We start from the raw sequence: 14,495 nt of genomic DNA, 5'->3' as shown, positions 1-14,495 counted from the left end.
CGCACCCACTCCCCAACCCTCCGAGCGAAAGCGCAGAGCCATGATCGAGTTCATCTTCATGCTCACCCACAACGACCGCACCGTCGATGACGCCCCCGAGGTCCTACGGTCCCTGCGCGGCAGCGGACTGCGCTACGTCGGCCTCAAGGACGTCGGCGCCTCGCCGCAGCGCCAGCGCGAACTCACCGAGGCGGCCCACGACATGGGCATGGAGGTGATGCTGGAGGTCGTCTCCACCTCCCCGGAGGACGAGACCGCCTCGCTGGTGGCCGCCCGCGTCGCCGGCGTCGACTGGGTGCTGGGGGGAACCACGCCCGAGGCGGGCCGGGACATCCTCGCCGGTTCGGGCATCCGCTACTGTCCGTTCCCCGGCGTGGTCTCCGGGCACCCGAGCGAGCTGTCCGGGACGCCGGAACTGATCGCAGGCCACGCCAAGGAGTTGACGGCGATGGAGGGGGTGCACGGCGTCGATCTGCTCACCTACCGGCACGCGGACGCCGACCCCGAGGAGCTCACCCGGGCCGTTGTCACGGCGACGTACGGGCCGGTCATCGTCGCCGGATCAGTCGTGACCGAAGAGCAGATCGCCCTTCTCTGCCGCGCCGGCGCCTGGGGCTTTACCATCGGCGGAGCGATCTTCGAACGCAGGCTGCCGGGCGGTGACACCATCGCCGGACAGGTCCGGGCCGTGCTCGCCACGGCTGCCGGCGCGTGACCGGGCCGGCACAGGAGACCGCACGCACATCCGCACCGATGGACACAGACGGACGCAGGAGGCCGCATGTCGCGGACGACCCTGGTGGAACAGGTACGCGACGAGCTCCTGCACGAGCTCTCCACCGGCAAGCTCGTACCGGGCGACAAACTGCCCAACGAGGACGCGCTCGCCGACCGCTTCGACGTGTCACGGGCCACGGTCCGTGAAGCGGTCCGGGTGCTCGTCGAGAGCGGATATGTGAGCCGGGTGCACGGCTCGGGTACGTATGTGACCCGAGTGCCGCGCCGGGAGCACGCTCTGGACGCCAGTCTCAGTTACACCCGGATGATCGCCGCGGCGGGTGCCGAGCCGGGGGTACGGATCCTCGACGCCCGCTTCTGCACGGCCCCCGCGGACATCGCGGAGCGGTTGGTCTCCGGCTCGGAGAGCCTGGAGGTCCTGCGGGTGGAGCGGGTCCGCACCGCAGACGACCGCCCCGTCGTCTACTCGGTCGACCAGATCCCGCGCGCCTTCGTGCCGGACGTGGAACTCGACCGCATCGAACCGTCTCTGCACGCCATGCTCGCCGCCCACGGCCACACCGTGCGCCAGGCGACGGCGCGGCTCCTGCCGGTGGTGGCCGACACCCGTCTCGCCCGCATCCTCCGCGTACGGCGGGGTGCACCGCTCCAGCACATCGACCAGACCGATGTCGACGCCACCGGGCGGCCGGCGATGGTCTCCGCGGAGTGGCACGTACCGGATGTCTTCGAGCTGCGCATCAACCGGCGGGCCTGACGCCCACCGGGCCGCAGGTGCCACGGCGTGGGGCGCCGCGGCCCGGACGGGGGGCCGGCGGGACCGTGAAGGCGGGGCGGGCGTCAGCCCGCCTGAAGCCGCCGGTCGAGGGCGCGGACCGCACGGCGGAACGCATGCCCGAGCCCCGGGCGGCCGAGCCGTAGGGCCGTCCGCAGCACGGCCGTGCCGTCCACGGCGAAGGTGTACCGCACGCGCGTGCCCGTGCCGGACGGTGAGAGCCGCCACTCCTCCAACAGGGCATGCAGCCCCGGGGCGTTGGACCGGTCGATGCGGTACGCGTAGCGCTCCGCGCGATCCTCCGCCATGATCGTCTCCAGGAACCGGACCCCGCCCTTGAGACGGATCTCCCTGCCCGCACCGTCGTCCGTCGGCCGGGCGTACGCCACCGCGTCGAACCAGTCCGGCCAGCCCGGGATGTCGGCCAGCCCGCGGAAGACGGCCTCCGGAGGTGAGACGGCCTCCGTGGTGAAGACCAGCCTCAGCGGAGCGGAGTCGACGAAGTCGAGTGTGACGGCGCGCAGCGGATGCGCCATGGGTCCGATACCTCCTCGGGGTCAGGCCGCGGTGCGCGGACCAACGGTAGCTGACGTAAAGTCAGATGTCGTCGCCGGGTCCGTATTCACCGGCGATCACCAGCTGCGCCAGGTGCTCCTTGACCTCTTCCCGGGCCTCGTCGGGGAGCCCGCGGTCCGTCACCAGCGTGTCCACCTCGCCCAGTGAGGCGAACGAACTCAGCCCCACCGTCCCCCACTTGGTGTGGTCCGCGACCACCACCACCCGCCGCGTCGACCGCACCAGCCGCCGATTGGTCTCCGCCTCGGCGAGGTTGGGCGTGGACAGCCCGGCCTCCACCGATATGCCGTGCACCCCGAGGAAGAGGAGGTCGAAGTGGAGCGAGCGGATCGCCTGGTCCGCCACCGGCCCCACCAGGGAGTCCGACGGCGTCCGCACCCCGCCCGTCAACACCACCACCGGCGGGCCGGGGCGCAGTCCTTTGCCCGTCCGCCCGGCCGGCCCCTGAGCCGCGTGGAAGACGTCCGCCACCCGGACGGAGTTGGTCACCACCGTCAGATCCGGCACATCGAGCAGATGGTGCGCCAGCGCGAAGGTCGTCGTGCCGCCCGAGAGGGCGATCGCGCTGCCCGGCGCCACCATCGGCGCCGCGGCCCGCGCGATGTCCTCCTTGGCCGTCAACTCCAGCGTGGACTTCGCCTCGAACCCCGGCTCGTGGGTGCTCGCCTCCGCGACCGGGACCGCACCGCCGTGCACCTTCTCGATCAGGCCCTGGCGCGCCAGGGCGTCCAGATCCCGACGGACCGTCATGTCCGACACCCGCAGCCTGCGGGTCAGCTCATTGACCCGCACCCCGCCACGACGCCGGACCTCTTCCACGATCAGGGCCCGCCGCTGCTCCGCGAGGAGGTTCTGGTTGTCGTCCACCCCGGCCCGTCCCTTCGCCGACCGATCCCTCAGGCCGTCCGCCTTCATCCTCCCACGCACAGGTGACGAGTGGCCTGGCGCGCATCCGGCAGCGCTGGCAGGATCCTTGGGGGACACGGAACGATCGGGGGGCGCAATGGCGGCGGCCATGGAGCCGGGCACAGCCGAGGCGATGGGCAAGGCCGTTGCACAGCGCGGAGCCGGGCCGCCGCTGGCCCTCGAACTCCTGGTTCACGGCGTCGGCGGCACCACGCCGCAGGAAATGCTCGACGACCCCAGTGTCGTCCGGGTCACCGGCGACGAGACGGCCGGCATCTACCGGCGCCGCGAGGACGCCGACGCCGAGGCACGCCCCGCCGAGTACCAGGACCGGCCGGTCGCCGAGGCGTACTCCTGGTGCAATCTGACCTCCGGCAACAGCGCCCGAGCCCTCTGGCTGGTCCTGCTGCCCTTCATGGTCGCCAATCTCGCCCACTGGATGCGGCCCGCCGCCACCGGCCGCAGCGCCTCCTTACGCACCTACGGGGTGCTGGTCCGGCTGGTCTCCCTCAGCCTCACCGTTCTGCTGGTCGCGGCCGCCTGCGAGGTCGCGCTCGACCTGGTCGCCTGGCAGTGCGCCGGAGCCGCGGACTGCGCGCGCGACAAGTCCTGGCTCGGCTTCCTCTCCGCCGGCCACGGCGGCTGGTGGAGTGCGCCGGGCCGCAGACTGGCACTCGCCGCGCTCGTGCCCACCGCTCTCACCGGGCTGCTGTGGTGGCTCTCGCACCGCACCTGGAGCGCGTACGAGTCCCAGCCGCCGGTGCGCCGCCCCGTACGCGAGGACGACCCCGAAGCCGGCGCCCGGCCGGCCCTGTGCCTTCCCGGTTTCTGGTACGGCCGGCGCCTCGTGGCCCGGCTGCGCGCCGCCCACACCGCCGCCGGATTCCTGACCGTCGCCGCGGCCCTCGCCGCGGCTGCGACCCGGTTCGACCGCAAGCCCGGCGGCAGCGCGGCGCTGGACGCCGTCGGCTGGGCCCTGGAGATCACGCTGGTCGGGTCCGGGGCCTTCGTCGTCTGGGTGGTGTGCAGCAGAGGGCGCAGCGAGACCGATCCGGACGACCGGCTGGACCGGGCCGTCGTGCGCTACCTCCCCGGCGCCGCGCTCGGCGTGCTCGGCGTCGCGGTCGTGCACGCCGCATGGTCGCGCCCCGGCTGGACCTCGAACGGGCTGCTGCCGGGAGACGAGACCTTCGGCGTCATCGCCCTCGTACAAGGCACCCTCGTCCTCGCCATCGCCGCCACCGCCTGGCGGCTGCGGTCCGGCGCCCCCGACGACCGGGCCGCGCTGCGCGGCCTCGGCGGCGCGGCGGTCGCGATGCTCGCCTGCGCACTCGGCAGCCTGATGTCCGGGGGCGTGGCCCAGCGGGTCGCGGACTGGCTGGACGACAACGGCACCCCGGGCATGGGTGACGGGCCCATCGACGGTCCGCCGGTCGTACTGTCCTGGCAGGCCGCCGTCATCCCGGTGCTTCTCCTCGCCCTGCTCGTCCTGGCCGGTCTCTTCGTACGACGCACCTGGCGGGGTGCCCGGCGGGAGCTCCCCGGTGTCCGCGCGAGTCACCCGGGCGAACCGGAGGACACCTCGCGCAGCCGCAGGATCGCCGGCACCCTCGCCGCGGCCGAACTCACCGACTGCGCGCCCTGGTTCGTCGGAATCACCGCCGTCATCACGCTCGTCCTCGGCGGTGGCGCCGTCCTCGGCGCATGGACGACCGGGGAGGTGCCGGGGGAAGCCGGGGAGGGGGCGCCCGGTCTGATCGCCGCGACCGCCCAGACGGCCCAGGCGCTCGGCTCCTGGCTGGTGGGCCTGGTGTTCATACTGCTCATCGCGCTGGGCCGGCGCGCCTACCGCGACCAGGGCGCCCGCCGCACCATCGGCATCCTCTGGGACGTCGGCACGTTCTGGCCGCGCGCGGCGCACCCGTTCGCGCCTCCCTGCTACGCCGAGCGGGCCGTCCCGGATCTCTCGTGGCGGATGTCCACCTGGACCGAGAGCACGGGCGGCCGGCTGGTGATCTCCGGGCACTCCCAGGGCAGCGTCCTCGCCGCGGCGGCGGTCTGGCAGCTCGACCGGCGCACCCGGCGCCGTGTCGCCCTGCTGACCTACGGTTCGCCACTGGAGCGGCTCTACGGACGCTGGTTCCCGGCCTACTTCGGCCCCCGGCCCCTGCGCGCGCTCCACCGCGAGGTGCACTGCTGGCGCAACCTGTGGCGCCGTACCGACCCCATCGGCGGGGCCGTCCTGCCCCGGGCGGAAGAGGAGCCGCAGGTGGACCGCGGCCCGCTGCGCGACCCGCTCGCCTACGGCCGGACGGCCCAGCACCCGCTCCCCGCACCGATCCTGGGGCACGGCGAGTACCAGGCGGACCCGGTTTTCGGAGAGGAGCGCGCGGGGCTCCTCGCCCGGCTGCCGGAAGTGCCGCAGCAGCGCGGGACCGCGGCCGACGCCGGCGCCCCGGCCGGGCAGGCAGCAGGGGCCTCCCCGTCACTGCCCGCCGAGCCGCCGGCGCCGGCGCCGGATCAGGACGTCTCCGGGAGGTCCTCGGAGTAGAGGAGCGTCAGGTCGTCCGTGCTGGGGTCGACGACCTGGGCGACCCGGCCGGCATGTCGCTCGACCATGGCCTCGAAGGTCTGGCGGGCAGTCCTGCCGTTGCCGAACGCCGGCCCCTTGGGAAGCACCGTGAAGTACTTGAGCAGCGCTTCCGCCGCACCCTCGGCGATGCGGTACTCGTGCTCCTCCGCCTGCTGCTCCACGATGTGCAGCAGCTCTTCGGGGGAGTAGTCCCCAAACCTGATGGTGCGTGAGAAGCGGGATGCCACACCGGGGTTGACCGACAGGAAACGCTCCATCTCGGAGGTGTAGCCGGCGACGATCACCACGACCGAGTCCCGGTGGTCCTCCATCAGCTTCACCAGCGTGTCGATGGCCTCCCGGCCGAAGTCCCGTCCGGAGTCCTCGGGGGAGAGGGCGTACGCCTCGTCGATGAACAGCACCCCGCCACGCGCCCGGTCGAACGCCTCCTGGGTGCGGATCGCGGTGGAACCGATGTGCTCGCCCACCAGGTCGACACGCGACACCTCGACGAGATGCCCCCGCTCCAGCACGCCGAGGGAGGCCAGGATCTCGCCGTAGAGCCGGGCCACCGTGGTCTTGCCGGTGCCCGGGGAGCCGGTGAAGACCAAGTGGCGCTTCACGGAAGCCGCCTTGAGGCCCGCGCGCTGCCGCCTCCGCCCGACCTCGATCATGTCCGTGAGCGCCCGGACCTCGCGCTTGACGCTCTCCAAGCCCACCAGACCGTCGAGTTCGGTCAGTACCGCGGCCGACTCCCGCACCTCGGAGGCGGATTCACCGCCGGCTCGCGCGGAGGGGTCCCCGGGCGCGGCGGACTGCTCGGGCACCGCGGAGAGCAGCCCGGCCGTACGCGTCTCGGCGGGCGCGGCAGCGGGAACCGGCGGCGTGGTGGTGAGCTGGGTGCTCTCGTCGCTCGTGCAGCCATCGCGGAGCGGGCCGTCCTCGGCGAACTCGTAGCCGCCGCGGGCGCACCGCTCGGTACGGCAGCGGGCCAGCGTCGTGCGGCAGCCGTCGATGATGTGGAAGCCGTAGCCCGAACTGCCCGTCACCCGGCAGCCGTGGAAGGTGCCCCGGCCTCCCGCGGAGACGTAGAAGCCCGCCTCGGCCGGGGAAGTGACCGTGCAGCGCTCGATCGTCGGGTCGGCGCCCTTGGTGACGACGACGCCGGTGGCCGCGCCGTCGATCGTGCAGGCGGCGAGGGTGCCGCCGCTGCCGTGGTCGCGGAACCAGGCGCCGGTCGTCACGTCCCGGATCCGGCAGTCGTCGAGCTGGGCGGTGGCCCCGTCGCTCACGGACACCGCGGTGTTGCGGACCTGCGAGATGTCGCTGTCGACAACGTCGGCGCGGGAGCCGCGGTCGAGGACGAACAACGCGTCCGGTACGTCGTGCACCCGGCAGTTGTCGAGCACCGCGACCGCGCCGTCACTGACCCAGACGGCCGGGTAGTCGCCCGTACTGTCGTGTATCTCGCACTGGTTGGCGTCCACCCGCGTACCCGGGTCCCAGACGGACAGGCCGTTGCGCCCGAAACGGCGCACGGTGCTGCGGGTCAGCGTGAGCACCGAGCGGGAACGCAGATCGACCGCGTTCTCCGGGATGTCGTGGATCTCGCAGTCGGAGAGGGTGAGCACGGCGTCGGTGTCGAGGGTGAGGCCGTCGGCCGAAGTCCGGTGCACCGTACAGTCGGTGAGGTGCCCGGCCGCCCGCGAGGCGAGCTGCACTCCCGCGCCCTTGATCTCGTACACCTCGCAGCCGATGGCCTCCAGCGAACTGCCCTCGCCCGTCAGCGCCAGCCCGGCACCGGAGGTGTGGTGGATCCGGCAGCGCTCGAGGCGCGGGTGCGCGCCGCCGCGCACGGCCACACCGGACTGGCCGGCGCAGACCACCTCGCACTCCTCGAAGACACCGCCCGAGCCGTCGACGACGGCGATGCCGATCCCGCCGGGGTTGTCGACGGAAGCGCGGCGCACGATGGGCCGGGCGCCGCCGCGGACCTCGATGCCGGCGGCCGAACGCGTGGCCACCCGCAGATCCGCCAACTCCGGTGTCCCGTCCTCGATCAGCAGCGCGGGCGCGGCCGAGTCCTGCCCCTCCAGGTGCAGGCTCTGGACGGTGGCCGAGGCGCGGACGGTCAGGGCCACGCCGTCGGCAGGGGCGATGCGCACCGCTCCGCGGGTGCCGTCCGTGCCCCGAAGGGTCACCGCCCGCTGGATCACCAGATTCTCGCGGTACGTGCCGGGGGCGACGGTGAGCACATCACCGTCCCCGGCGGCCTCCAGGGCCGCGGCGAGGGAGGCGTACTCGCCTGTACGGCGCCGCCACCGCGACGTGCCGGTGTGCGTCACCTGGACCGTGCCCTGTGGTGCCATGCTGCTGCTGTGCCCCCACCTCGTGCGAGTGTCGACCGGGTACGGCTTGTACCGGCGCTCCACCGTAGCGCGCGTGACGGGGAAGAGTTGCCGGGTCAGCTGCCTGTGCCCGTCCTGCCCCAGTCCTGACCGGCTCGCTCCCAGGCGCGGTCCCACTCCGCGTAACGCCGGTGCAGGATGCGCCAGACGGCCAGCCGACGCGCGCCCTCCACCAGGCCCGCGGTCAGGGCACCGGCCCCGACACCGGCGAGCGCGGCGTGCGAGGCGGCGGCGGACTCGTCCATGGGGCGGTTCACCGGGCGGCCGTGGTCGTCGATCCAGATGCGGAACCGGTCGCCGGGCGTCACCGCGCGAGGGGCCCCGACCGGGCGGGTGTTCACGCTCCCGTCGGGTGCGGTCCAGGCGGCGACCACGCGGTGCCGGGCGTCGCGGGCCGACGAGGTCTCGGGGTCGGGGTCGACGGGCGGCTGCTTCAGCAGCCGGACCACCGTCGCCGGGACGAGATGACGATGCTCGTTCTGCGCGCGGACGGTCTGCGCCAACGAGTCCTGGACCAGGGAGGCCACGGTCAGAACGGCCGCCGGAGCGCCAACGGCGATGAACAGGGCGGCGAGGAGCGCGACCCAGGACTCGAACAGGTCGGTCCGCCGACGCAGGGGGTTGCGCCACCAACGCCAGACTCCGGCCATCGCTCGCATGGTCACGCACCCCCTTCCGACTGACCGACTACCGCATGGAGCGCGGTACATGCCCGGAACGCGCCATGAGAGAGCAACGTCACCCTGTGTCCCCGGTTCGCCCCGTGCCCCCTGGTCCGCACCCGGCTTGCAGGTCAGCCCTCGATCTCGACCGGGTCGCCCACCCGGATCGTACCGGTACCTTCCGGGATCAGGTTCTGACCGAAGACCAGTTTGTCGTCGAACCGCCGGTGGCGGGCGAGGGTCCGCAGGGGCTCCTTGCCGCGCTCGGCGGTGCGCTGGTCGGTGGTGGTGATGACGCAGCGGCCACAGGGCTTCACGACCCGGAAGGAGATCTCACCGATGCGCAGCCGGATCCAGCCGTCCTCGGCCCAAGGGGTCGCACCATCAAGGACGACACTGGGACGGAATCGGTTCATCGGCAGCGGGCCCTCGTCGGCGTGGTCGCCCTGCGCTATGAGGGAATTGAGGGCGTCGAGGGACGCCGCGGTGGTGACCAGCAGGGGAAAGCCGTCAGCGAACGACACCGTCTCGCCGGGGCGCCCGTACTGCGGATCGACCGGCCGCCGGCGCGCGGGTTCGTCGAGATGCACCAGCCGCACCTCGGTGCCGAGCCAGTCGCTGAACCACGCGCCCGCCGCCGGACCGGCCGGCACCGCCTCGACCTTGTCGCGCCAGATCTCCACGACCGTGGTGGCGGAGGGCTCCGGCACGTCAACGGCCAGCGGCTCCCTGCCCGGTGCGGCGACCTCGATTCCGCCATCGGGCAGCGGCGTGGCCGAGGCCAACGCCAGCCGCGGATGCTCCCGTTGGGTCACGAACCGTCCGTCGGGCTCGACCAGCAGCCAACGGCGGTCCCCGGCGAGCCCCCACGGCTCCACGACCGCCTCGCTCCGGGCGCACCCCGCCACCGACTTGACCGGATAGAGATGGACCGAGCTGAGCACTGTGTTCGGCATGGACCCAGTTTGCCAGTCCGGTCGGACAGCCGGACCGGCGGACGGCTCTTCGGCGAACCGGGGGAGACGCGGGCAGGCGTCAGGCCCGGCTCACGACCGTTCGCGCGGTTCGCGGCCCTTGCCGACCGGGTCAGTAACCCCGGGGCGGATAGGGACGGCTCTGGTACTGCCGCCCGTACGGGTCGTCGTACGCGGCCGGTGCCGGACGCTGGGCCTGCGGCGGCCGCTGCGCGGGCGCGGGACGGACGGGGGCGGGGCGCGGCGTGGCCGGACGCATGTGGTCGTAGCCCGTGCCGCCGGGGGGTATGGGGTGCTGCTGCGGCCCCGGGTACCCGCGCGGGCCCGTGGCCTGCTGGGGGATGTACGGCGCCGGGGCGTGCTGCAGCGGGGTGGGCTGCGGCATGGCCTGCGGATAGCCGTACGAGGACTGGGGGTGCTGGGAGGGGCCGGCCGGGAGGGCAGGCAGCGCCGACGGGAGCGCCGGCAGGTGACTGCCGGTCTCGTACGCGGACGGCACCCGGATCGGGGCGATCTGCGGCGTGCCGCGCTCGGCGACGAGGCTGTCGTAGATCGGCGTGTCCGGGAAGGGGGGCGCGGAGTAGTAACCGCCGCCATAGGTGGAGCGCGGGGAGGTCATGCCCCAAAGTTAAGCCCACGATGTGCTGGTTGGGGAGACCGATAAGAGGGTTGATTCTCGGGTTCGGAGTGGCGGTGGCGCGCCAATGCGAACGAAGACGGGGAAATAGGGCTTCTCGCCGCGGGGAAATTGCGTAAAGGCCGAGTTCCGCGCAGGTTACCCGGGGTTGGCAAGGGGGGCGCACCCCCTTTGGCGCGCGCTCTCTCCGTACCGCACGGCGGGTGCAGGGCTCTAGGTTGGTCCCGGACATATCGAGCCCCGGGACTTCCGGGCGGACCTGACACCGCTTCCGGCGGACGGCGAGGGGGAAGAGCATGGCGATGCGCAAGGGCACCAACGTTCCGATTCCGGCAGCTTCGGTGCGCGTCGAGCTGGGCTGGCACACCGGCGCCGGGGTCCCGGACGCCGATGCCTCCGCCCTGCTCCTCCAGGCGTCCGGAAAGGTCCGCTCGGACGCGGACTTCGTCTTCTACAACCAGCCGGCGCACTCGTCGGGGGCCGTGCGCCACGAGGGCAAGAGCTCGGGCAGCGGCGGCGTCACGGACACCCTGTCGGTGGACCTCGCCAGGGTCGAGCCTGCGGTGGACAGGGTCGTCCTGGCCGCGTCCGCGGACGGGGGCACGTTCGGGCAGGTGCCCGGCCTCTCCATCCGGGTGCTGGACGCGGCCGGCGGCGCGGAGCTGGCGCGCTTCGACAGCGATGACGCGACGGTCGAGACGGCCTTCGTGCTGGGGGAGCTGTACCGCCGGCAGGGAGCGTGGAAGTTCCGTGCGGTCGGGCAGGGGTACGACACCGGACTGGCCGGGCTGGCCACGGACTTCGGGATCACGGTCGACGAACCGCAGACCGCTCCGGCACCTGCTCCCGCTCCGGCCACCGCCCCGCCCCCCGCGGCGCGGACCGTACGGGAACCTGCACCGGCTCCTGCACCTGCACCAGCTCCCGCTCCGGCCGTCCAGCCCCCGGTGCCCGCGCGGCCGCCGGCCCCGCCGACCGCCGCGGCCCCGGTGAGCCTGTCGAAAGTCACCCTCACCAAGCAGGCGCCGTCGGTGTCCCTCACCAAGCAGGGCGGCACGTCCGGTGCGCTGCGCGTCAACCTCAACTGGCAGGTGCACAAGCAGTTCAAGGGCTGGGGGAGCAAGCTCGGCCGGGCCATGGCCATGCACTCCGACCTCGATCTCGACCTCTGCGCGCTGTACGAGCTGTCCGACGGCAGCAAGGGTGTCGTACAGGCTCTCGGCAACGCGTTCGGGTCCCTGCACCAGCCGCCGTTCATCCACCTCGACGGCGACGACCGCACCGGAGCCATGGCCTCCGGTGAAAACCTCACGGTGAACCTCGACCACAAGGACTGGTTCCGGCGCATCCTGATCTTCGTCACGATCTACGAGGGCGCCCGCAGCTTCGCCGACCTGCACGCCACCGTCACGCTGCAGCCCGAGCACGGCGCACCGGTCGACTTCTCCCTTGACGAGTGCACGGTCCCCTCCACCGTGTGCGCGCTCGCGCTCATCACCAACGCCGGGGGCGGGGACCTCGTGGTCCAGCGGGAGGCTCGTTATCTGGTCCCCGAGCGCGGCGTCAGCCCGCAGCGGACCGTCGACTACGCCTACGGCTGGGGCATGAACTGGACTCCCGGCCGTAAGTGACGGGCCCGTCCACTCACCCTCCGCCGGGTCGGGATCCAGCGGCTTGCGGCGGTCCGCTCGGGATCCGGCGGCTCGGGGCGCTCGGCCCATGACGGATCAGTGGGCCCGGCCCTCGTCCGCGGTGCCGTCCGCGGCGCGGAGCGAACGCCGGGCCGCTGGTGTCCGCTCGTGCGGTACGGGCTGCCCCCGCCGCTCCGGGCGGGGGTAGGTCCGCCCTTTCCAGGCGGCGCCCCGGCCACGGTAGTGCTGCCGGGCCGAGTCGAGTGCCATCAGGAGATAGAGGCCGGCGACGAAGGGCAGCAGGGGCGCGGACCACCATGGCTGCCCGTAGTAGCGCAGCATCGGCAGATACGTGCCGCTCATCACCGCCCACGCCGCACCGGCCGTCACCGCCGCGACCGGCCTCCCGTGCAGTGCGCCGCCCACCAGAGCGACCGGGGGCGCCAGATAGACCAGCGACAGACCCGCCACGGTCCCCGCCAGGAGCAGGGGACTGTGGCGGAGTTGGGTGTACGCGCTGCGCGACACCATGCGCCACAGCTCGCCCAGCCGTGGATAGGGCCGCACGCTGTCCACCCGGTCCGCCAGCCCCAGCCAGATCCGACCGCCGCCGCGCTTGACCGCACGCGCAAGCGCCACGTCGTCGATCACCGCCTGACGGATGCACGCCGGAACGCCGACACGGGCCGCCGTGTCGTTGCGCAGCAGAACGCAACCGCCCGCCGCCGCGGCCGTCCGCGCCCCGGGCCGGTTCACCCGCCGGAAGGGATAGAGCTGGGCGAAGAAGTACACGAACGCCGGGACGATCAGCCGCTCCCAGGCGGTCGCGACGCGCAACCGCGCCATCTGCGACACCAGATCGAGGTCCCCCGCACGCGCCGCACGCACCAACTCCCGCAGGCTGTCCGGGGCATGGGCGATGTCCGCGTCCGTGAGCAGCAGATAGCCGGGGGCGGCGTCCTGTGCGCGGGCGAGCGCGATGCCGTGCCGCACGGCCCACAGCTTGCCGGTCCAGCCGGGCTCCGGTTCGCCCGGGGAGGACACCGTCAGCGGCAGACCGCCCGACGCGGCGGCCAGTTCGCGTGCGATGCGCCCGGTGCCGTCGGTGCTGCCGTCGTCGACGAGGAACACCGCGGCGCGGCCCGGGTAGTCCTGGGCGAGCAGGGAGCCCAGGCTGCGGGGGAGCACCTCGGCCTCGTCCCGTGCGGGTACGACCACGGCGACGTACGGCCATGCATCCGCAACGCCCTCCGTGGGCCCCTCCGGCAGGCGCAGCCCGGTCCGCCAGAAGCCCCCGTGCCCGAGCAGCAGCCACACCCACACGCCGAACGATCCGGCAGCGATCCACGTCCATGCGCTCACGCGGGCAGTCTGCCGGACGGCACCGGCCACGCCCCCGCTGTGCAGGGGCGTTTCGCGGGCAACGACGACGGCGGCCCCCGGTCGGCCCGCACCCACCGCCGCGACGCGGCAGGACCGGGGCGCGCGCCAGGCCCCCGGGCCGATGAGGGGGAGCGGTTCCCCCGCGCGGGCCCGAAAGGGCCGCCCCGCCGGAGCGGCTGCCTGGTCACGGTCCGAAAACGGCCCCCCCGGCCACCCGCAGTGAACGGCTCCCCGCCACCCGCAGTGGTGGCAGCCCCGGCACCCGCCAGGGCCTCGTACGGTCGCCGGTTCAGCGGTCGTCGGCGCACCTGCTGAAACAGTTGCGTGGTCACGGGCCTGAACGGTCGACCCGTCGCCGTCCGAATCGATCGCGGAAATCCCGGCGGTTCCCGGCCCGCGGGGTGGGGCTGAGACCCGATCGCATAGGGTTTGCCGGGTGAAGATCGCGCTGATTGACTCCGGGCTCGGACTTCTGCCTGCTGCCGCCGCTGTCCGGCGGCTGCGCCCCGATGCCTCTCTGATCCTCAGCTCGGACCCGCGCAGCATGCCGTGGGGGCCGCGTACCCCAGAGGACGTCACCGCCCACGCGCTCGCCTGCGCGCGTGCCGCGGCCGGGCACCGGCCGGACGCGCTGATCGTCGCCTGCAACACCGCCTCGGTGCACGCCCTGCCCGCGCTGCGCGCGGAGTTCGAGCCCGCCCTGCCGGTGATCGGTACGGTCCCGGCGATCAAGCCGGCGACCGCGACAGGAGGGCCCGTCGCCATCTGGGCCACGCCCGCGACCACCGGCAGCGCCTATCAGCGCGGGCTGATCGCGGACTTCGCCGAAGGGGTGGTGACCACGGAGGTCGCGTGCCCCGGGCTCGCCGACGCCGTGGAGCGCGCGGACGAGCGGGCGATCGCCGCGGCGATCGCCGCGGCCGCCGACGGCACGCCCGGGGGGATCCAAGCCCTGGTGCTGGGCTGCACCCACTACGAGCTGGTCGCCGAACGGATCCGTGCCGCCGTACAGCAGCCGGGGCGGCACACGGTCGCGCTGCACGGCTCCGCCGGGGCCGTGGCCGCACAGGCGCTCCGCCGGATCGGCGCGGAGCCCGCCCCCGCCGCCGCACCCTCTGAGGGGCTGACGGTGATCCTCAGCGGCGACGAAGCCGTTCTCCCCAGCGCCGCCCTGGCGTACGCCGAGGGGCGCGCGCTGACAGCCGCGAGCCCCGCACCCCGGTAGATCGAGCG

The 14,495-nt window shown here is 73.4% G+C and carries 12 protein-coding genes; 5 read left to right on the top strand and 7 right to left on the bottom strand.

Annotation, left to right across the window (positions count from 1 at the left end):
- Positions 1-40: 40 nt before the first annotated feature.
- Both AB0M26_RS08450 and AB0M26_RS08445 read left to right on the top strand, forming a co-directional pair.
- Entirely contained in the window at positions 41-715 is a 675-nt protein-coding gene (locus AB0M26_RS08450) for a hypothetical protein (RefSeq protein ID WP_365256585.1), read from the top strand.
- A gap of 66 nt (positions 716-781) precedes the next feature.
- A complete protein-coding gene (locus AB0M26_RS08445; protein WP_365256582.1) occupies positions 782-1,495 on the top strand; it encodes a GntR family transcriptional regulator in 714 nt (237 codons plus the stop codon).
- Positions 1,496-1,578: 83 nt separating this feature from the next.
- On the opposite strand, the gene AB0M26_RS08440 is transcribed toward AB0M26_RS08445, so the two are convergent.
- A complete protein-coding gene (locus AB0M26_RS08440) occupies positions 1,579-2,049 on the bottom strand; it encodes an SRPBCC family protein (RefSeq protein WP_365256579.1) in 471 nt (156 codons plus the stop codon).
- Positions 2,050-2,110: 61 nt separating this feature from the next.
- Positions 2,111-2,956 carry a DeoR/GlpR family DNA-binding transcription regulator gene (locus tag AB0M26_RS08435; protein WP_365256576.1) on the bottom strand — a complete coding sequence of 282 codons (846 nt, stop codon included), beginning with the start codon at positions 2,954-2,956 and terminating at the stop codon, positions 2,111-2,113.
- 172 nt (positions 2,957-3,128) lie between these two features.
- Between AB0M26_RS08435 and AB0M26_RS08430 the strand changes: the two genes are divergently transcribed.
- On the top strand, positions 3,129-5,546 hold the full coding sequence (locus AB0M26_RS08430) for a hypothetical protein (RefSeq protein ID WP_365256852.1): 2,418 nt from the start codon (positions 3,129-3,131) through the stop codon (positions 5,544-5,546).
- Here AB0M26_RS08430 and AB0M26_RS08425 read toward each other — a convergent pair.
- The 4 genes from AB0M26_RS08425 to AB0M26_RS08410 all read right to left on the bottom strand — a co-directional run bounded on the left by AB0M26_RS08425 (position 5,516) and on the right by AB0M26_RS08410 (position 10,230).
- Positions 5,516-7,936 (bottom strand): right-handed parallel beta-helix repeat-containing protein, encoded by a 2,421-nt coding sequence (locus AB0M26_RS08425; protein WP_365256573.1) that lies wholly within the window; start codon positions 7,934-7,936, stop codon positions 5,516-5,518. The two genes, AB0M26_RS08430 and AB0M26_RS08425, sit on opposite strands and share 31 nt — an antisense overlap.
- A gap of 95 nt (positions 7,937-8,031) precedes the next feature.
- On the bottom strand, positions 8,032-8,625 hold the full coding sequence (locus tag AB0M26_RS08420; protein ID WP_365256570.1) for a hypothetical protein: 594 nt from the start codon (positions 8,623-8,625) through the stop codon (positions 8,032-8,034).
- Positions 8,626-8,768: 143 nt separating this feature from the next.
- Positions 8,769-9,593, bottom strand: coding sequence for an MOSC N-terminal beta barrel domain-containing protein (locus tag AB0M26_RS08415; RefSeq protein WP_365256567.1), 825 nt, complete (start codon positions 9,591-9,593; stop codon positions 8,769-8,771).
- A 130-nt stretch (positions 9,594-9,723) separates the two neighbouring features.
- The gene (locus AB0M26_RS08410; RefSeq protein ID WP_365256564.1) at positions 9,724-10,230 is read right to left on the bottom strand and encodes a DUF6643 family protein; all 507 of its coding nucleotides are present in this window, start codon (positions 10,228-10,230) and stop codon (positions 9,724-9,726) included.
- A 314-nt stretch (positions 10,231-10,544) separates the two neighbouring features.
- On the opposite strand from AB0M26_RS08410, the gene AB0M26_RS08405 reads away from it, so the two are divergent.
- Positions 10,545-11,879 carry a TerD family protein gene (locus tag AB0M26_RS08405; protein WP_365256561.1) on the top strand — a complete coding sequence of 445 codons (1,335 nt, stop codon included), beginning with the start codon at positions 10,545-10,547 and terminating at the stop codon, positions 11,877-11,879.
- Between the two features lie 96 nt (positions 11,880-11,975).
- On the opposite strand, the gene AB0M26_RS08400 is transcribed toward AB0M26_RS08405, so the two are convergent.
- On the bottom strand, positions 11,976-13,241 hold the full coding sequence (locus tag AB0M26_RS08400; RefSeq protein WP_365256558.1) for a glycosyltransferase: 1,266 nt from the start codon (positions 13,239-13,241) through the stop codon (positions 11,976-11,978).
- Between the two features lie 457 nt (positions 13,242-13,698).
- On the opposite strand from AB0M26_RS08400, the gene AB0M26_RS08395 reads away from it, so the two are divergent.
- Entirely contained in the window at positions 13,699-14,487 is a 789-nt protein-coding gene (locus tag AB0M26_RS08395; RefSeq protein WP_365256555.1) for an aspartate/glutamate racemase family protein, read from the top strand.
- Positions 14,488-14,495 lie beyond the last annotated feature (8 nt).

The sequence above is a fragment of the Streptomyces sp. NPDC051776 genome, assembly GCF_040681345.1.
Taxonomy (GTDB): domain Bacteria; phylum Actinomycetota; class Actinomycetes; order Streptomycetales; family Streptomycetaceae; genus Streptomyces.
This window is presented reverse-complemented; position numbering and strand designations above follow the sequence as displayed.

Excerpts from the sequence above, each read along its gene's own strand:
- AB0M26_RS08450 (WP_365256585.1), top strand. The coding sequence starts at position 41 with ATGATCGAGTTCATCTTCATGCTCACCCACAACGACCGCACCGTCGAT.
- AB0M26_RS08445 (WP_365256582.1), top strand. The coding sequence starts at position 782 with ATGTCGCGGACGACCCTGGTGGAACAGGTACGCGACGAGCTCCTGCAC.
- AB0M26_RS08440 (WP_365256579.1), bottom strand. The coding sequence starts at position 2,049 with ATGGCGCATCCGCTGCGCGCCGTCACACTCGACTTCGTCGACTCCGCT.
- AB0M26_RS08430 (WP_365256852.1), top strand. The coding sequence starts at position 3,129 with ATGGGCAAGGCCGTTGCACAGCGCGGAGCCGGGCCGCCGCTGGCCCTC.
- AB0M26_RS08425 (WP_365256573.1), bottom strand. The coding sequence starts at position 7,936 with ATGGCACCACAGGGCACGGTCCAGGTGACGCACACCGGCACGTCGCGG.
- AB0M26_RS08420 (WP_365256570.1), bottom strand. The coding sequence starts at position 8,625 with ATGGCCGGAGTCTGGCGTTGGTGGCGCAACCCCCTGCGTCGGCGGACC.
- AB0M26_RS08415 (WP_365256567.1), bottom strand. The coding sequence starts at position 9,593 with ATGCCGAACACAGTGCTCAGCTCGGTCCATCTCTATCCGGTCAAGTCG.
- AB0M26_RS08410 (WP_365256564.1), bottom strand. The coding sequence starts at position 10,230 with ATGACCTCCCCGCGCTCCACCTATGGCGGCGGTTACTACTCCGCGCCC.
- AB0M26_RS08405 (WP_365256561.1), top strand. The coding sequence starts at position 10,545 with ATGGCGATGCGCAAGGGCACCAACGTTCCGATTCCGGCAGCTTCGGTG.